The organism is Pseudoxanthomonas sp. J31, from assembly GCF_000510725.1.
Classification (GTDB): domain Bacteria; phylum Pseudomonadota; class Gammaproteobacteria; order Xanthomonadales; family Xanthomonadaceae; genus Pseudoxanthomonas.
In genome coordinates, this window is record NZ_AZNZ01000009.1 from 62,476 (window position 1) to 79,738 (window position 17,263).

Consider the following 17,263-nt stretch of genomic DNA (forward strand, 5'->3'; position numbering starts at 1 on the left):
GCGCCTCTAGCGCTGGAGGAAGTTGCGCAGCAGGGCGTGGCCGTGCTGGGTCAGGATCGACTCGGGGTGGAACTGCACGCCCTCCACCGGATGCTCGCGGTGGCGCAGGCCCATGATCTCCTCCATCGAACCGTCCGGGTTCTCGGTCCAGGCGGTGATCTCCAGGCAGTCCGGCAGCGAATCCTTCTCCACCACCAGCGAGTGGTAGCGGGTGGCCTCGTAGCCGTCCGGCAGGCCGGCGAACACGCCCTTGCCCTGGTGCCGGATCGGCGAGGTCTTGCCGTGCATGATGTTGCCGGCGCGCACCACCTTGCCGCCGTAGGCCTGGCCGATGCTCTGGTGGCCCAGGCACACGCCCAGGATCGGGGTGGTCGCGCCCAGCTCTTCGATCACCTCCAGCGACACGCCCGCCTCGTTGGGCGTGCACGGACCGGGCGAGATCACGATGCGCTCCGGCGCCAGCTTCCGGATCTGGTCGACGCTCATGGCGTCGTTGCGCACCACCTTCACCTCCGCCCCCAGCGCCTGCAGGTACTGCACGAGGTTGAAGGTGAAGCTGTCGTAGTTGTCGATCATCAACAGCATGGTGGATTCCTCAGAGTCCCTGCGCCGCCTGCGCCACGGCGCGGAACAGCGCGCGGCCCTTGTTCATGGTCTCGTCCCACTCCTTCTGCGGGTCGGAGTCGTAGACGATGCCCGCGCCGGCCTGCACGTGCAGGCGGCCGTCCTTGATCACGGCGGTGCGGATGGCGATGGCGGTGTCGGCGTCGCCGTGCCAGCCGATGTAGCCGATGCTGCCGGCGTAGACGTTGCGCTTGATCGGCTCCAGCTCGCGGATCACTTCCAGGGCGCGGATCTTGGGCGCGCCGCTGACGGTGCCGGCCGGGAAGGTGGCGCGCAGCACGTCGGCGTAGCTCAGGCCCGGCAGCAGCCGGCCAGTGACCTCGCTGACGATGTGCATGACGTGGCTGTAGCGCTCGATCACGAAGCGCTCGCCGACCTCGACGCTGCCCGGCTCCGACACCCGGCCGACGTCGTTGCGGCCCAGGTCGATCAGCATCACGTGCTCGGCGCGCTCCTTGGGATCGGCCAGCAGCTCCTGTTCCAGGGCCAGGTCCTCCTCCGGCGTGCGCCCGCGCGGGCGGGTACCGGCGATCGGGCGCACGGTGACCTGCCCGCCCTGCAACCGCACCAGGATCTCCGGCGAGGAGCCGACCACCTGCACCTCGCCGGTATCGAGGAAATACATGTACGGCGACGGGTTGAGCGCGCGCAGGGCGCGGTACACGTCCACCGGACGGGCGTTGAACGGCACGCTCAGGCGCTGGCTCAGCACCACCTGGAACACGTCGCCGGCGCGGATGTATTCCTTGGACTTCTCCACCGCCTCGATGAAGCCTTCGCGGGTGAAGCCGGAGACGAAGTGGCTCTCGTCCAGCACGTCGCGGCTGATCGGGGCCGGGTACTGGCCGGGTTGGCGCAGCTTGGCCACCAGCGCATCCAGCCGCTCCTGCGCGGCATCCCAGGAACCGGGCTGGCGCGGATCGGCATGCACGATCAGGTACAGGCGCCCCTTGAGGTTGTCGAACACCGCCAGTTCCTCGGACAGCATCAGGTAGATGTCCGGGGTGCCGATCTCGTCGCGCGCGGTGTTGCCAGCCAGGCGCGGCTCGATATAGCCGATGCATTCGAAACCGAACCAGCCGACCAGGCCGCCGGTGAAACCGGGCAGGCCTTCCAGCTGCGGCACCGAGTAGGAGTTGCGCAGGGCCTCGACCTCGGCGAACGGGTCCTCGACCTGGCGGCTGTCCACCACCTTCCCGTCCTCGCGCACTTCCATGGCGTGCCCGCGGAAGCTGACGGTGCGGCGCGCCGGCAGGCCGATGATCGAATAGCGGCCGAAGCGTTCGCCGCCCTCGACCGATTCGAAGAGATAGGTATGCGGCGCGTCGGCCAGCTTCAGGTAGACAGAAAGCGGGGTATCGAGGTCGGACAGGACCTCGCGGACGACGGGAACGCGGGTGTAGCGGGCTTCAGCGGCGTGGCGCTGGAACTGTTCGGACGTGATCAAGGCAGGCTTCCTTCCGGCAATACGGGGCATGGCAAACGACGGCATGGGGCCGCCATCGCCAAGCCTGGCGCGCGGAGGAGCGGTGGAGCCTGATCGTCTGGCCGAACATGCCGCCCACTTTACCCGCATCGGCGCGCGCGCGCAGCGCCTGCGCGTGGCTCAGGAAGGTTGCGAGAGCAACGGGCTGCCGGGCGGCAGGCGCATGCGCAGGCGCCCGGGCACGCATTCGACGCGGAAGCGGCGCGCCTGCAGCGGTTCGCCGTCGAGGTTGAGGGTGAACGGCCCGGCCAGCCCTTCCAGCTCCACCCAGGGCAGGCGCGTGCGCACCGCGATCCGTTCCAGCGCGGCACGCTGGCCGTCCCTGACCAGGGTGCCGAGGGTGGAGGCCAGCTCGCCGGACAGCTCGGGGATCACGGTCAGCTCCAGCAGGCCGTCGTCGATCCGCGCCTCCGGGCACAGCTCGCGCCCGCCGCCGGCCTGGCGGCCATTGCCCAGCCCCAGCGCGATCAGCCCGCCCTCCCAGGCGAACCGCGGGCCGCGCACGCGTACTTCCACCGGTTCGATCCGGCCCAGCTTCGCGATCCCGGTCACCAGGTAGGCCAGTCCGCCGAGCAGGCTCTTGAGGCCCTCGTCGGTTTCCACCGTCACCTCGGTGCCGAAGCCGCCGCTGGCCAGGTTGGCGCACCAGTGGCGGCGGCCATCGGCCTCGATCCGGAGCAGGTCCACGTTCGCCGCCGGTGCCTGCAGGGCCAGGTCAAGCGCGGCATCGGCCTCAGCGGGGATGCCGGCTGCGCTGGCGAAGTCGTTGGCCGTGCCCAGCGGCAGCAGCGCCAGCGCCGGCAGGGCATCGGCACCGGCGTCCTGTTCGGCCAGGGCCTGGGCGACCTCGCTGAGGGTGCCGTCGCCGCCGCCGGCGACGAGGGTGGCGGCGCCGGCCTCCAGCGCCTCGGCCACGTAGCGGGCGGCGTCGCCGTCCTCCCAGGTCACCCGCACGGCAACCGCGTGCCCCTGCCCGCGCAGCGCGGCCACGGCCTCGCGCACGGCGTCCTCGCCGGCGGCCTTGCCGTTGAGGACCAGCCACAACGCGGGGGGATGCGGATCGGCTGCAGGCATGCGGACACCCGTGGGAGAGGTGCGCACGCTAGCAACACCGCGCGCCGCCGGGCGTGAAGCCGCGGCCGTCATGCCCCGGTCATGCGTGCAGGGCACGCTCGGCCGTGCAGGAGGCCAGGCGGGGATGGCCCCCCAACCGGGCCGGCGGCGCCGGCAGGGCGTGGCCGGCTGCCTGGCTCAGCCGCGCGCGGACTCCACCGCGGCCTTCATCCGCCCGATCACCTCGGCGTAGTGCGCGCGGGTACGCGGCTCGGCGAAGATCGCCGAGCCGGCGACGAAGGTATCGGCGCCGGCGGCGGCGATCTGGCCGATGTTGTCGGCCTTGACCCCGCCGTCGATCTCCAGCCGGATCGGCTTGCCGGTCTTGTCGATCATCGCCCGCACCGCGCGCAGCTTGTCCAGGCTGGAGGGAATGAAGGCCTGGCCGCCGAAGCCCGGGTTGACCGACATCAGCATCACCAGGTCCAGGTCCTCCAGCACCCAGTCCAGCACCTCCACCGGGGTGGCGGGGTTGAGCACCAGGCCGGCCTGGCAGCCGTGCGACCTGATCAGCTGGATGGTGCGGTGGACGTGGCGACTGGCCTCGGGGTGGAAGCTGATGAGGTTGGCGCCGGCGGCGGCGAAGTCCGGGACGATGCGGTCCACCGGCTCGACCATCAGGTGCACGTCGATGAAGGCCTGCACCCCGTGCTTGCGCAGCGCCTGGCAGACCATCGGACCGATCGTCAGGTTGGGCACGTAATGGTTGTCCATCACGTCGAAGTGCACCCAGTCGGCGCCGGCGGCCAGGACGTTGTCGACCTCCTCGCCCAGGCGGGCGAAATCGGCCGAGAGGATGGACGGGGCGATGACGGTGGGCTGCATGGTCGGCTCGCGGATGAAGGCGGACGGGGCCCCGGGCGCTCAGCGGCGCTTGCGCAGGGCGCGGATGCGGTCGTAGGCGGCGTTGATGGCGCGGGCGCGCTCCTCGGCCTGGGCGCGCAGCTCCGGCGCGGCCCCGGCAACGCGGTCGGGGTGGTACTGGGACATCAGCCGGCGGTAGGCCTGGTCGACCTCGGCGTCGCTGGCATCCGGCTCCAGCCCCAGCTCGGCGTAGGGGTTGCCGTGCCGGCGAAGGGCAAACCAGTCGGTATCGAAGGCATGGCCGACCAGCAGGCCGATGACCGCGCCGAACAGCGGATTGGGCCGGAACAGCAGGGCCCCGGCCACCAGCCCCAGCAGTTTTCCGTACCAGCGATTCATGCGGCGGCGCGCCCCGGAGGGGTCCACGTTGGGGAGCATGCGATTGTACGGCACAGCCGCCCCGGCTCGCCGTACACTGTGCGACCCGCCGCCGGCCGGGTACCGTTCGCGGCGGCCCCTGTCAACCTGAGCACTGCCCGGAGACTGCGTTGTCCACGACCCTGCTCCAGTCCGACCTCCCCGGCCTGCCGCTGCGCCACCGCGGCAAGGTGCGCGACGTGTTCGACCTGCCCCGCGAACGCATTCCCGACGCAGCCCTGGCTGCCGCCGGTCCCGGCGCCGTCTCGCCCGACGGCTACCTGCTGATGGTGGCGACCGACCGCCTGTCGGCGTTCGACGTGGTCCTGCCCGACCCGATCCCGGGCAAGGGCGAGATGCTTTGCCAGATCTCCAACTTCTGGTTCGCCAAGACCGCCCACCTGATGCCCAACCACCTCACCGGCATCGACGTGGCCGCGGTCCTGCCCGAGGGCGTGGACCCGGCGCTGTACGCCCGGCGCGCGGTGGTGACCCGCAAGCTCAAGCCGGTGCCGGTGGAGGCCATCGCCCGCGGCTACCTGATCGGCAGCGGCTGGAAGGACTACCAGCGCACCGGCAAAGTCAGCGGCATCGCCCTGCCCCCGGGCCTGCGCCAGGCCGAGCAGCTGCCCGAGCCGATCTTCACCCCCTCGACCAAGGCCGCCGTCGGCGACCACGACGAGAACATCGACTTCGATGCCATGGTGCGCGCGGTCGGCGCCGACCTGGCCGAGCGCGTGCGCGACGCCACCCTGCGCATCTACAAGTTCGCCGCCGCCTACGCGGCCGAGCGCGGCATCCTGCTGGCCGACACCAAGTTCGAGTTCGGCACCGACGCCGACGGCCGGCTGTACATCATGGACGAGATGCTGACCCCGGATTCCTCGCGCTACTGGCCGGCGGACGAGTACCAGGTCGGCATCAGCCCGCCCAGCTACGACAAGCAGATCGTGCGCGACCACCTGGAGACCCTGGACTGGGACAAGACCCCGCCGGGCCCGAAGCTGCCGGCCGAGGTGATCGAGCGCACCCGCGCCCGCTACGCCGAGGCGCTGCAGAAGCTGGCCGGCATCAGCGTGGACTGAAGCCAGCACCGCGCCCGCGAGGCCCGCAACCGCGGGCCTCGTGCTTTCCGGGCCCGGGGCGGGTGCGTACATGCGGCCGCCTGCCAACGGATGCAGGCGCCGCCGGCCCGGACGCAGCGCCGCGGCGCCGGGCCGGACTCTACCGGCGGTGTCGCGACGCGGCGGGAGGCGCGGCACATAAATGGCTATGCTCGCGGGCCAGCCACGCCCACCGCAGGTGAGCCCATGAGCCAAGCCCCGCATTCCGGGCCGACGCGGGCGATCGACCGCTACTTCGCCAGCTACTCGGCCGACCACCGCCACCCGCTCAACCAGCGCATCCACGTGGTCGCGGTGCCGGCCATCCTGTGGTCGGTGGTCGCCCTGGTCTGGTGCGTGCCGGTGTTCGGCACCTGGACCCGCACCGGGATCTGGGCGGCGCTGGCGATGTTCGCCGCCTGGTCTTTCTACAACCGCCTGTCGCGGCGGCTGGGCCTGGGCATGCTGGCGCTGTTCTTCTTCTGCGGTTGCGTGTGCCGGCTGATCGAGATGCGCCTGGGCCCGGGCGTGCTGCTGGCCGCCGCCGCGGCGGTATTCGTGTTCGCCTGGGTCGCGCAGTTCGTCGGCCACCACTACGAGGGCCGGCGTCCCAGCTTCCTCACCGACCTGGTCTACCTGCTGATCGGCCCGGCCTGGGTCATGGCCAAGTGCTACCGCCGGCTGGGCTGGCGTTACTAGGCGCTGCCGCGGCGCAGCACGCGGAGAGCACGCCGCCCGCTGCTAAACTCCCGGGTTCACCACGACGGCCCCCACGACCGCACGGATGATCCCGTTCCTGGAAGTCCTCCTCGCCCTGCCCTTCCTGGCAGCGGCGCTGCTGGCCCTGCTGCGCCACCGTTCGCGGGCCGCCGCCGCGTGGGTGGCCGGCGCGGCCCCGCTGCTGGGCCTGGCGGTGCTGGGCTGGCTGACTCCTTCGGTGCTGCAGGGCTGGATCGTCCGCGGCGAACACGCCTGGATCCCGCACATCGGCCTGGACTTCGACCTGCGCCTGGACGGGCTGGCCTGGATGTTCGCCGGGCTGGTACTGGCGATCGGCGCGCTGGTGGTGCTGTACGCGCACTACTACCTCTCCGCGCGCGACAGCGCGGTGCGCTTCTTCAGCTACCTGCTGCTGTTCATGGGCTCGATGCTGGGCGTGGTGCTGGCCGGCAACCTGCTCCTGCTGCTGGTGTTCTGGGAACTGACCAGCATCAGCTCGTTCCTGCTGATCGGCTTCTGGACCCACCGCCAGGACGCGCGCGAAGGCGCGCGCATGGCCCTGGCCATCACCGGCGGCGGCGGCCTGGCCCTGCTTGGCGGCGTGCTGCTGATCGGCCGCATCGTCGGCAGCTACGACCTGGACGCGGTGCTGGCTTCCGGCGAGCTGATCCGCAACAGCGCGCTCTACCCCTGGGCGCTGGGCCTGGTCCTGGCCGGCGTGTTCACCAAGAGCGCGCAGTTCCCGCTGCACTTCTGGCTGCCGCACGCGATGGCCGCGCCCACCCCGGTGTCGGCCTACCTGCACTCGGCGACCATGGTGAAGGCCGGCGTGTTCCTGCTGGCGCGGCTGCATCCGGCGCTTGCCGGCAGCGACCTGTTCTTCTACGTGGTCAGCGGCATCGGAGCCGCGACCCTGCTGCTGGGTGCCTGGTTCGCGATCTTCCAGCACGACCTCAAGGGCCTGCTGGCCTACTCGACCATTTCCCACCTGGGCCTGATCACCCTGCTGTTCGGCCTGTCCACGCCGATGGCGGTGGTCGCCGGCGTGTTCCACATCCTCAACCACGCCACCTTCAAGGCCTCGCTGTTCATGGCCGCCGGCATCATCGACCACGAGACCGGCACCCGCGACATCCGCCGCCTGGGCAACCTGAGGAAGGCGATGCCGATGACCAGCGCGCTGGCGGTGATCGCCTCGCTGGCGATGGCCGGCATCCCGCTGCTCAACGGCTTCCTGTCCAAGGAGATGTTCTTCACCGAGGCGCTGGAGATCCGCGGCCACGCCTACATGCGCCTGGCCATCGCCGTCGCCGCCCTGCTGTACGGCATCTTCGGCGTGGCCTACAGCCTGCGCTTCGTCTACGAGACCTTCTTCGGCAAGGGTCCGCGCAACCTGGACCGCGAGCCGCACGAGCCGCCGCGCTGGATGAAGATCCCGGTCGAGGTGCTGGTGGTGCTGTGCATCGCGGTGGGCGTGTTCCCGGCCTGGACCATCGCCCCGGTGCTGCATGCCGGCGCCGGCGCCATCCTCGGCGCGGACATGCCCGACTACAGCCTGGCGGTGTGGCACGGGCTCAACGTGCCGCTGCTGATGAGCCTGTGCGGCATCGTCGGCGGCATCGCCCTGTACTTCGGCCTGCGCCGCCTGTTCGACCTGCACGCCATCGTGCGCGGCTCGCTCGGCCGCAACGTGTTCCGCTGGAACATGGAAGCGCTGTACGCGCTGGCCAACCGCTTCACCACCCGGATCGCCAACGGCAGCGTCCAGCGCAGCATGCTGCTGCTGGTGCTGGCGGCCCTGTTCGCCGGCGCCGCCCCGTTCGTGGATTCGCTGGGCGGTGGCGACCTGCCGGCGCTGCGCGCGCCGTCGTCGATGCCGCTGCTGGGCTGGTTCCTGTGGTTCGTGATGGTGGCCTGCACCGCCTGGACCATCCGCCTGTACCGCCAGCGCCTGCTGGCCCTGCTGGTGGTCGGCGGCATCGGCCTGATGGTCAGCATGGCCTTCGTGTTCCTGTCCGCCCCGGACCTGGCCCTGACCCAGCTGCTGGTGGAGATGGTCAGCCTGGCCCTGCTGCTGCTGGGCCTGCACTACCTGCCGCCGCGCTCGCCGCCGGAACGCCGCCCCGCGCGCCGCTACCGGGACATCGGCATCGCCGCCGCGGCCGGCCTCGGCATTGCGCTGCTGGCGTACGCGATGATGACCCGCGACCCGAGCCCCGACGCGGCCAGCGTGGAGATGCTGGCGCGCTCCCTGCCGGAGGCCTACGGCCGCAACGTGGTCAACGTGATCCTGGTCGACTTCCGCGGCTTCGATACCTTCGGCGAGATCACCGTGTTCGGCGTGGCCGCGCTGATCGTGCACGCCCTGCTGCGGCGCGCGCGGATGGCACCGGAAAAGGTCATGTCCGGCGGCCCGGTGAAGCTGCCGGTCCCGGCCGACCTGGCCCAGCTGCTGTTCCCGCTGACCCTGACGGTGTCGGTGTTCCTGTTCCTTCGCGGCCACAACGCGCCCGGCGGTGGCTTCATCGCCGGCCTGGTGCTGGCGGTGCCGCTGCTGATCCAGTACGTGATCCAGGGCGCGGCCTCGGTCGAGTCGCGCTTCGGCTTCGACTACATCCGCTGCATCGGCGTGGGCCTGATCGTGGCCGCGGTCAGCGGTGCGGCCTCGCTGACGTTCGGCGTGCCGTTCCTCACCAGCGGCCACCTGGAGCTGGAGCTGCCGCTGGTCGGCACGTTGGAACTGGCCAGCGCCATGGGCTTCGACACCGGCGTGTACCTGGTGGTGTTCGGCGGCGCCATGCTGATCCTGTCGATGCTCGGCACCATCCGGCCCTCGCGCACCACCGTGGCGCGGCTGGGCGTGATCGAGCCGGGCCAGCGTTCGACCCGTACCGGAGAACTGGGCTGATGGAACTGGCGATGGCGAGCGCGATCGGCATCCTCACCGCCGCGGGCGTGTACCTGCTGCTGCGGGCGCGCAGCTTCGACGTGATCCTGGGGCTGACCCTGCTGTCCTACGCCACCAACCTGTTGATCTTCTCCAGCGGGCGCCTGGTGACGGACAAGCCGCCGGTGCTGCGCGAGGGCATGCCCGCCGAGCCGGCGTACTACACCGATCCCCTGCCCCAGGCCCTGGTGCTGACCGCGATCGTGATCGCCTTCGCCATGACCGCGGTGATCATCGTGCTGGCCATCCGCAGCCGCGCCGACAACCACAGCGACCACGTGGACGGCAGCCGCGCCGAGGCGGAATTCCAGCGCCGCGAGCAGTTGCGCCACGACGAGGCACGCCTGGCCGCGCACGCGGCCGAGCTGGTGGCGGGCAATGAATCGGTGCCCGCCCAGGGCGCGGTGGCCTCGCCCGACCGCGAGGGCCGCGCATGATCGCGCACCTGCCGCTGCTGCCGATCCTGGTGCCGCTGGTGGCCGCCGCCCTGGCACTGATGTTCGAGCACCGCCGCTTCGGCATGGCGCCGCAGCGGATCGTGGCCTGGACCTCGATGGGCCTGATGCTGGTGCTCGCCGTGCTGCTGGTGCGGGGTGCAGCCGGCGGCGAGGTCGGCGTATACCTGGTCGGCGACTGGCCGGCGCGGCTGGGCATCGCCCTGATGGTGGACCGGCTGGCGGCACTGATGCTGCTGGTGGCGGCGCTGCTCGGCATCGGCTGCCTGCTGCACGCCTGCGCCGGCTGGGACCGCCGCGCGCCGCATTTCCATGCCTTCTTCCAGTTCCAGATGATGGGCATCAACGGCGCCTTCCTCACCGGCGACGTGTTCAACCTGTTCGTGTTCTTCGAGATCCTGCTGATCGCCTCCTACGGCCTGATGCTCAGCGGCGGCCGCGGCGAGCGCATGCGCGCCGGCCTGCACTACGTGTCCTTCAACATCGCCGCCTCGACCCTGTTCCTGATCGCCCTGGGCCTGGTGTACGGCCTGCTCGGCACCCTCAACATGGCCGAGCTTGCGGTGCGCGTGGCCGAGGTGGCGCCGCAGGACCGCGCCCTGGTCCAGGCCGCCGGCGGCCTGCTGCTGGTGGTGTTCTGCGCCAAGGCAGCGCTGCTGCCGATGTACCTGTGGCTGCCCGAGACCTATACCCACGCGCCGGCGGCGGTGGCGGCGCTGTTCGCGGTGATGACCAAGGTCGGCCTGTACGCGGTGCTGCGCGTCGGCAGCCTGGTGTTCGGCCTGGCCGGGCCGCTGGCCGGTTTCGCCTGGCCGGCGATGCTGGTGCTGGGCGCGATCACCCTGGTACTGGCGGCACTGGGCGTACTGGCCGCGCGCCGGCTGCGCTCGCTGGCCGCCTACCTGGTGCTGTCCTCGGCGGCGACCCTGTTCATCGCCTTCGCCCTGGACACCGCCGGCACGGTGGGCGCCGGCCTCTACTACCTGGTGCACAGCACCTTCGCCGGCGCGGCCCTGTTCCTGCTGGCCGACCTGGTGCGCCGCCGCCGCGGCGCGGCCAGCGACCGCAAGGACGTGGTCGCCGCCCTGCCCGGCTCCACCGTGCCGGCCGCCCTGTACCTGGTGGCCGCGGTATCGCTGGCCGGCCTGCCGCCGCTGTCGGGCTTCATCGGCAAGCTGGTGATGCTGGAGGCGGTACCCGATGGCCCGCGTACCTTCTGGGTGTGGCTGCTGGTGCTGGGCAGCAGCTTCATGATGCTGGTGGGACTGGCGCGCGCCGGCACCCGCCTGTTCTGGCGCCAGGAGCCGTGGCCCGACGCTTCGCCCGAACAGGTCGCCCGATACGTGCCGCGCGAGCAGATGCGCGAGGCGCCGAGCCGCCCGCTGGAGACGGCCGCCACGGTCCTCCTCCTCGCCTACGGCGTGGCCATGGTCCTGGGCGCATCGCCGATGCTGGAATACACCCGCGCCACCGGCACCCAGCTGCAGGCACCGGAAGCCTACGTCGAACAGGTGCGGGCGACGCTGCCGCAAGGGAGGATCCCGTGAGCACCCGGGAGCGCAAGCCGCTGCTGCGCCGCATCGTCCCGTCGCTGCCGCTGGCGGTGACGGTGTTCGTGTTCTGGCTGCTGATGAACTCGGAAGTCAGCGTCGGCCATGCGCTGATGGGGCTGCTGCTGGCGCTGGCCATCCCGCCGTTCGCCGCGCGCCTGGACCGCGAGTTCGCCCGCATCGGCCGGATCAGCGGCATCCCGCGGATGCTGTGCGTGCTGGCGCTGGACGTGGTCCGCTCCAACATCACCGTGGCCCGCCAGGTGCTGGGGCCGGAGGAGGAGATCACCCCCGGCTTCATCTGGGTGCCGCTGGACATCGGCAACATCCACGGCATCGCCGCGCTGACCAGCATGATCACCCTGACCCCCGGCACGGTGTCGGCCGCGCTGTCGGACGACCGCCGCTACCTGCTGGTGCACGTGCTCAACCTCAAGGACGCGGACGCCGTGATCCATGAGATCAAGACCCGCTACGAGGCCCCGCTGATGGAGATCTTCCCGTGACCCCGCAGGCACTGGTCGGCTGGGCCATCGTCGGCACCATGCACGTGACCGCCTTCGCCATGCTGCTGGCGCTGTACCGCCTGCTGCGCGGCCCCTCGGTGCCCGACCGCATCCTGGCCCTGGACACCCTCTCGGTGGCCGCGATCGCCCAGCTGATCCTGCTGGGCATGCACCTCAATACCGCGATCTACTTCGAGGCCGCGCTGATCATCGCCATGCTCGGCTTCGTCAGCACCGTGGTGCTGAGCAAGTACGTGCTGCGCAGGGACATCGTCGAATGAGCTGGGTCATCGCCATCCTGCTGGTCCTCCTGCTGGCGGCCGGCGCCTTCTTCATCCTGGTCGGCTCGATCGGCCTGGTGAAGTTCTCGGAATTCTTCAAGCGCCTGCACGCGCCGACCAAGGCCAGCACCCTGGGCGTGGGCTGCGTGCTGGCCGCCTCGATCGGCTACCACTGGCTGGGCGAGACCGACCCGCAGCCGCGCGAACTGCTGATCACCGCGTTCCTGTTCATCACCGCGCCGATCGGCGCGCACCTGATGGCCAAGGCGGCGCTGTCGCTGCATATGGCCGAACGCCCGGCGCAACCGGGCAGCGAACCGGTGGGCGAAGGTCGCGGGCCCGGCGAGGACGCCTGAGCGCGGTTCAGAGCAGCGCCAGCTCCAGCACGATCCAGGCAGCGAACACCGCCACCAGGACGCCGCCCTCGCCGCGCGACAGCCGGCGGTCGCCGCGCAGCATCGGCCAGGCCAGGGCGGCCAGGACCAGCAGCGCCGGCAGCTCCAGGCGCACGAACGAGGCCGGCAGGGCCAGCGGCTGCACCGCCGCGGTGCCGCCGACGACCAGCAGCAGGTTGCACAGGCTGGAGCCAAACACATGCCCGGCGACCATGTCGCCCTGGCCGCGCCGCGCGGCGGCGATGGCCGCGGCGATCTCCGGCAAGGTGCTGCCGATGGCCACCGGCAGCAGGCCCGCCAGCAGCGGAGTCAGGCCCCAGGCCCAGCCCAGGTCCAGGCCGGCGGACACCACCCAGCGCGCGCCGAACCACAGCAGCGGGATGGCGATGGCCAGGCGCAGCAGGTTGAGCCACGGCACGGTGCGGGTGGCGGCGTAGCCGGCGATGCCCTGTTGCACCTCCGGCGCCTCGCGGGCGGCGCGGCGCAGGACATGGGCCAGCGCCACGATGAAGGCGGCCACCAGCACCAGGCCGTCGATGCGGCCGACGTAGCCGTCCAGGCCCAGCAGCACCAGCACCAGCACCGCCGCCACCAGCAGCACCAGCTGCGGCAGCAGCAGGCGCGCGTGCAGCAGCAGCGGCGCCGCCAGCGCGGCCAGGCCCAGGGTCAGGCCGAGGTTGGCCAGGGTACTGCCGACTGCATTGCCCAGCGCCAGGTGGCCCTGCCCGATCGCGACCGCACGCAGGTTGACCGCCAGTTCCGGGATCGAGGTGGCGAACGCCAGCAGCAGCACCCCGGCCACGAACGGGCGCAGGCCCAGTCGTTGCCCCAGCCCGGACACGCCCTTGACCGCAGAGTCGCCGCCCAGCGCCAGCAGCAGCAGGCCCAGCGCGAATCCCCCCAGTGTCGCCACCATCGCAGTCCCCCCCGCATCGGGCCGGTTCCATGCGCGCGGGCCTGCACGCGCCGGGCGCGGCGACGCTCAGCCGCAGCCCTCGACGTAGTCCACCTGCGGTGGCAGGCCCACGCGCCAGGACCGTACCTGGCCGTCGGCATCCACCTCGAACACCAGCACCGCCGGGCTGCCGTCGGCCACCACCCGCAGGTAGCGCCCGCCCTCGACGTACTTGTGCGGGGTTTCCTCCACCTGCCCCGGGTACAGGGCATGGATCTGTTCCGCGTCCATGCCGATGCGGCCACCACCGGGGGCCACCGCGCCGGCCTGGTCCACGTCCACCCGCACGAAGCGGCCGCGCTCGATCATGAAGGCCGTGCCATGGCCGTGCTGCGGGCGTGGCCGCGGGAACAGGTAGTAGCAGGCCTGCGGATCGGCATCGCCCTCCAGCCCGCCCTTCCAGAGTTCGCGCAGGGACTCGGCGCCCTCGCCAAAGCGCACTGGGCCGAAGCCCTCGAAGCTTGTGGCCAGCGTCGCCAGCGCGGAGGCTGCATGCGGCACGGTGGCCGGCGGCACGTCGGCGCCCTCGGGACCGTCGTGGCCCTCGTCCTGCGCGGACCGGGCCATCGGCTCCCAGTCCGGCTCCTCCGCCTGCGCCGCCGTGTCCGGCGGACGCGTGCACGAGGCCAGGGCCAGCGCCAGCATCAGCAGGCAGGCATCGATCTTCCTGGTCGACGACGACATGGTTCCCCCGGGACGCGTCCGCATGGCCGGAGGCTGCGCCAGCGCCCGTCAAGGCCGGGCGAAAGCGCCGGTAGACGGGCCCGGGTCCGGGCCCCGGCTCAGGCCGGGGCGCGGAAATGCTTGCGCAGCCCGGCCCAGCACTGCAGGTACTCGCGCTGGCGGTGCGGCGCGTCCATGGCCTGCGCGGTCGGACGCAGCACGGCGCGGGTCTCGAACATGAAGGCCATGGTTCCGGTGATCACGTCCGGCTTCGACAGGTCGGCGGCCGAGGCCTTCTCGAAGGTGGCCGCGTCCGGACCATGCCCGCTCATGCAGTTGTGCAGCGAACAGCCGCCCGGCACGAACCCTTCCGCCTTGGCGTCGTAGGCGCCGTGCACCAGGCCCATGAACTCGCTGGCCACGTTGCGGTGGAACCAGGGCGGGCGGAAGGTGTGCTGCGCCACCAGCCAGCGCGGCGGGAAGATCACGAAGTCGACGTTGGCCGTGCCGGGCGTGTCGCTGGGCGAGGTCAGCACGGTGAAGATCGACGGATCGGGGTGGTCGAAGCTGATCGAGCCGATGGTGTTGAAGCGGCGCAGGTCGTAGCGCCACGGCACGTGGTTGCCGTGCCAGGCGACCACGTCCAGCGGGCTGTGGTCGATCGGCGCGCGCCACAGGTGGCCCTGGAACTTGGCCACCAGCTCGAAATCGCCCTCGAGGTCCTCGTACGCGGCCACCGGCGCCTGGAAGTCGCGCGGGCTGGCCAGGCCGTTGGAACCGATCGGTCCCAGGTCCGGCAGGCGCAGCGGGGCGCCGAAGTTCTCCAGCACGTAGCCGCGCGAGGCGCCGTCCGGCAGCTCCACCCGGAAGCGGATGCCGCGCGGCACCAGTGCCACCTGCTGCGGCTCGACCTCGACCACGCCCAGCTCGGTGGCGATGCGCAGCCGGCCCTGCTGCGGCACCAGCAGCAGCTCGCCGTCGGCGTCGTAGAAGTAGCGCCCGGCCATGTCGCGGTCGGCGGCGTACAGGTGCACGCCCACGCCCGCCTGCGCCGCCGGCGAGCCGTTGCCGGCCACGGTGTACAGGCCTTCGATGAAGTCGGTGGGCTGCGCCGGCAGCGGCAGCGGGTCCCAGCGCAGCTGTTCCGGGGTCACCGGGCCGCTGCCGAAGTCGTTGTGGAAGCGCGGTTGCGCGAACGGGGCGAAGCTGCCGTGCATCGACGCCGGGCGGATCCGGTACAGCCAGCTGCGCCGGTTGTGCGCGCGCGGCGTGGTGAACGCGGTGCCGGAGATCTGCTCGGCATAGAGCCCGTGCGCCACCCGCTGCGGCGAGTTCTGCCCTTCCGGCAGGGTCCCGGGAATGGCTTCGCTGGCGAACTCGTTGCCGAAGCCGGTCATGTACTGCAGTTCAGTCACAGCGTTCATCCTCGTTCGCCCTTGCGAGCCCCTCCCCGTCCCGGGGAGGGGCTTCCCTGTCACGCTGTCAGAGGACCCCGCGGCGCATCTGGTCGCGCTCGATGCTCTCGAACAGGGCCTTGAAGTTGCCCTCGCCGAAGCCCTCGTTGCCCTTGCGCTGGATGATCTCGAAGAAGATCGGGCCGATCGCGTTCTGGGTGAAGATCTGCAGCAGCTTGCGCTTGCCGGTCTCCGGATCGGCGTCGATCAGGATGCGGTTGCGGCGCAGCCGCTCCACGTCCTCGCCGTGGTCCGGGATGCGCTGGTCGATCACCTCGAAGTAGGTGTCCGGGGTGTCGAGGAACTCGATCCCGGCCTCGCGCATCTTCTCCACCGTGGCGTAGATGTCCTCGGTGAAGCAGGCAATGTGCTGGATGCCTTCGCCGTGGTACGCCTCCAGGAACTCGTTGATCTGCGACTTGGGGTCGGCAGATTCGTTGAGCGGGATGCGCACCATGCCGTCCGGCGCGGTCATCGCCTTGGAGAACAGGCCGGTCTTGGCGCCCTTGATGTCGAAGTAGCGGATCTCGCGGAAGTTGAACAGCCGCTCGTAGTAGTCCGCCCACTTGGCCATGTTGCCCGGGTAGAGGTTGTGGGTCAGGTGGTCGATGAAGGTCAGGCCGAAGCCGGCCGGCTTCAGCTCCACGCCGGCTTCGTACTCGTAGTCCGGGTCGTGGATCGTGCCCTTGGCGTCGTAGCGGTCGACCAGGTACAGCATGCAGTCGCCGATGCCCTTGATCACCGGCGCGGCCACCGCCTTGCTCAGCTCGTCCTCGGCGGCGAACGCCTCGGCGCCGTTCTTCAGTGCCTGGGTGCGCACCCAGTCGGCCAGCTTCTTCACCCGGATGGCGAAGCCGCAGGCGCTGGGGCCGTGCTTCTCGGCGAAGCGCGCGGCGAAGGAATCCGGGTCTTCGTTCACCAGGAAGGTGCAGTCGCCCTGGCGGTAGGTGGTGATCGGGCGGGTGCGGTGGCGGGCCACGCGCACGAAGCCCAGCTTGCGGAAATAGTCGTGGAGATGTCCGGCCTGGCCGGCGGGCGCGGCGAACTCGACGAATTCGAAGCCGTCGATGCCCATCGGGTTCTCGAAGGTCGTTACCGACATGCCCACGGCGGGACCGGTGGCGGACGAAAGGACTTGCGGTTGCACGCTCATGATGGCTTCCTGATCGCTCCCCGCCGGGGAACGGGGGTCTGGGATTAGACCCTTTATAGTTACGTGTGCAACCACATGCAAGGTACCCTGCCGCAATGACTGCTACTGCCAGCCAAGACGCCACCGGGTCCGTTCCCGCCAAGGACGCATCCGGCCACGCCCAGCTCGAACTCGAGCGTTTCCTGCCCTACCGCCTCAGCGTGCTGTCCAACCGGGTCAGCCAGACGATCGCCGACATGTACCAGAAGCGTTTCGGACTGGCGATCACCGAATGGCGCGTGATGGCCGTGCTCGGGCGCTTCCCCGACCTGTCGGCCAACGAGGTCGCCGAACGCACGGCGATGGACAAGGTCGCGGTCAGCCGCGCGGTCGCGCGCCTGCTCGAGCGCAGCCTGATCAAGCGCGACATCCACAGCGACGACCGCCGCCGCTCGGTGCTGTCGCTGTCGGAGGTGGGGTACACGGTCTACGACGAGATCGCGCCGATGGCGCTGGCAGCCGAGGCGCGCCTGGTGGCCACGCTGGACGAGAACGAACGGCAGATGCTCGACCGCCTGCTGACCAAGCTCGCCGGCCCGGGCCTGACCGCCCTGCGCGAAGGGCACTGAACGCCGCCGCGGGGGAACGCGGAACAGGC

Annotated in this window: 17 protein-coding genes and 1 pseudogene; 9 read left to right on the forward strand and 9 right to left on the reverse strand. The window is 71.0% G+C overall.

The window, feature by feature from the left end:
- Positions 1 to 6 precede the first annotated feature (6 nt).
- The 5 genes from PSEJ31_RS0110810 to PSEJ31_RS0110830 all read right to left on the reverse strand — a co-directional run bounded on the left by PSEJ31_RS0110810 (position 7) and on the right by PSEJ31_RS0110830 (position 4,426).
- On the reverse strand, positions 7 to 585 hold the full coding sequence (locus PSEJ31_RS0110810) for an aminodeoxychorismate/anthranilate synthase component II (RefSeq protein WP_028915458.1): 579 nt from the start codon (positions 583 to 585) through the stop codon (positions 7 to 9).
- Positions 586 to 595: 10 nt separating this feature from the next.
- The gene (gene trpE / locus PSEJ31_RS0110815; RefSeq protein WP_028915459.1) at positions 596 to 2,071 is read right to left on the reverse strand and encodes an anthranilate synthase component I; all 1,476 of its coding nucleotides are present in this window, start codon (positions 2,069 to 2,071) and stop codon (positions 596 to 598) included.
- Positions 2,072 to 2,230: 159 nt separating this feature from the next.
- Complete coding sequence (gene yegS / locus PSEJ31_RS0110820) at positions 2,231 to 3,184, reverse strand: lipid kinase YegS (RefSeq protein ID WP_037035027.1); 954 nt, start codon at positions 3,182 to 3,184, stop codon at positions 2,231 to 2,233.
- Positions 3,185 to 3,361: 177 nt separating this feature from the next.
- Positions 3,362 to 4,048: a ribulose-phosphate 3-epimerase gene (rpe, locus tag PSEJ31_RS0110825; protein ID WP_028915460.1), complete on the reverse strand. Its 687-nt coding sequence runs from the start codon at positions 4,046 to 4,048 to the stop codon at positions 3,362 to 3,364.
- 39 nt (positions 4,049 to 4,087) lie between these two features.
- A complete protein-coding gene (locus tag PSEJ31_RS0110830) occupies positions 4,088 to 4,426 on the reverse strand; it encodes a DnaJ domain-containing protein (protein ID WP_026010389.1) in 339 nt (112 codons plus the stop codon).
- Positions 4,427 to 4,575: 149 nt separating this feature from the next.
- On the opposite strand from PSEJ31_RS0110830, the gene PSEJ31_RS0110835 reads away from it, so the two are divergent.
- The 8 genes and pseudogenes from PSEJ31_RS0110835 to PSEJ31_RS0110870 all read left to right on the forward strand — a co-directional run bounded on the left by PSEJ31_RS0110835 (position 4,576) and on the right by PSEJ31_RS0110870 (position 12,362).
- Entirely contained in the window at positions 4,576 to 5,529 is a 954-nt protein-coding gene (locus PSEJ31_RS0110835; RefSeq protein ID WP_019397996.1) for a phosphoribosylaminoimidazolesuccinocarboxamide synthase, read from the forward strand.
- A gap of 225 nt (positions 5,530 to 5,754) precedes the next feature.
- Entirely contained in the window at positions 5,755 to 6,246 is a 492-nt protein-coding gene (locus tag PSEJ31_RS0110840; protein WP_019397997.1) for an Mpo1-like protein, read from the forward strand.
- Positions 6,247 to 6,331: 85 nt separating this feature from the next.
- A complete protein-coding gene (locus PSEJ31_RS0110845) occupies positions 6,332 to 9,175 on the forward strand; it encodes a monovalent cation/H+ antiporter subunit A (RefSeq protein WP_028915461.1) in 2,844 nt (947 codons plus the stop codon).
- Positions 9,175 to 9,498: pseudogene (locus tag PSEJ31_RS0110850) on the forward strand (Na+/H+ antiporter subunit C); the annotation flags it as partial. The gene PSEJ31_RS0110845 and the pseudogene PSEJ31_RS0110850, both read left to right, overlap by 1 nt.
- A 152-nt stretch (positions 9,499 to 9,650) precedes the next feature.
- A complete protein-coding gene (locus PSEJ31_RS0110855) occupies positions 9,651 to 11,216 on the forward strand; it encodes a monovalent cation/H+ antiporter subunit D (RefSeq protein WP_028915462.1) in 1,566 nt (521 codons plus the stop codon).
- Positions 11,213 to 11,725 carry a Na+/H+ antiporter subunit E gene (locus PSEJ31_RS0110860; protein ID WP_028915463.1) on the forward strand — a complete coding sequence of 171 codons (513 nt, stop codon included), beginning with the start codon at positions 11,213 to 11,215 and terminating at the stop codon, positions 11,723 to 11,725. The genes PSEJ31_RS0110855 and PSEJ31_RS0110860 overlap by 4 nt, the downstream gene beginning before the upstream one ends.
- Positions 11,726 to 11,763: 38 nt before the next feature.
- Positions 11,764 to 12,006, forward strand: coding sequence for a K+/H+ antiporter subunit F (locus PSEJ31_RS0110865; protein ID WP_232207892.1), 243 nt, complete (start codon positions 11,764 to 11,766; stop codon positions 12,004 to 12,006).
- Entirely contained in the window at positions 12,003 to 12,362 is a 360-nt protein-coding gene (locus PSEJ31_RS0110870) for a Na+/H+ antiporter subunit G (RefSeq protein ID WP_019398003.1), read from the forward strand. Before PSEJ31_RS0110865 ends, PSEJ31_RS0110870 begins: the two co-directional genes overlap by 4 nt.
- Before the next feature lie 7 nt (positions 12,363 to 12,369).
- Here the strand turns inward: PSEJ31_RS0110870 and PSEJ31_RS0110875 are convergent, their stop codons facing one another.
- The 4 genes from PSEJ31_RS0110875 to hppD all read right to left on the reverse strand — a co-directional run bounded on the left by PSEJ31_RS0110875 (position 12,370) and on the right by hppD (position 16,626).
- On the reverse strand, positions 12,370 to 13,317 hold the full coding sequence (locus PSEJ31_RS0110875; protein WP_028915464.1) for a sodium:calcium antiporter: 948 nt from the start codon (positions 13,315 to 13,317) through the stop codon (positions 12,370 to 12,372).
- A gap of 66 nt (positions 13,318 to 13,383) precedes the next feature.
- Complete coding sequence (locus tag PSEJ31_RS0110880) at positions 13,384 to 14,040, reverse strand: hypothetical protein (RefSeq protein WP_028915465.1); 657 nt, start codon at positions 14,038 to 14,040, stop codon at positions 13,384 to 13,386.
- A 98-nt stretch (positions 14,041 to 14,138) separates the two neighbouring features.
- The gene (hmgA, locus tag PSEJ31_RS0110885) at positions 14,139 to 15,443 is read right to left on the reverse strand and encodes a homogentisate 1,2-dioxygenase (RefSeq protein WP_037035030.1); all 1,305 of its coding nucleotides are present in this window, start codon (positions 15,441 to 15,443) and stop codon (positions 14,139 to 14,141) included.
- Between the two features lie 58 nt (positions 15,444 to 15,501).
- Entirely contained in the window at positions 15,502 to 16,626 is a 1,125-nt protein-coding gene (hppD, locus tag PSEJ31_RS0110890; RefSeq protein WP_028915466.1) for a 4-hydroxyphenylpyruvate dioxygenase, read from the reverse strand.
- A gap of 95 nt (positions 16,627 to 16,721) precedes the next feature.
- Here hppD and PSEJ31_RS0110895 point away from each other — a divergent pair, with 95 nt between their 5' ends.
- Entirely contained in the window at positions 16,722 to 17,234 is a 513-nt protein-coding gene (locus tag PSEJ31_RS0110895; RefSeq protein ID WP_019398008.1) for a MarR family winged helix-turn-helix transcriptional regulator, read from the forward strand.
- Positions 17,235 to 17,263 lie beyond the last annotated feature (29 nt).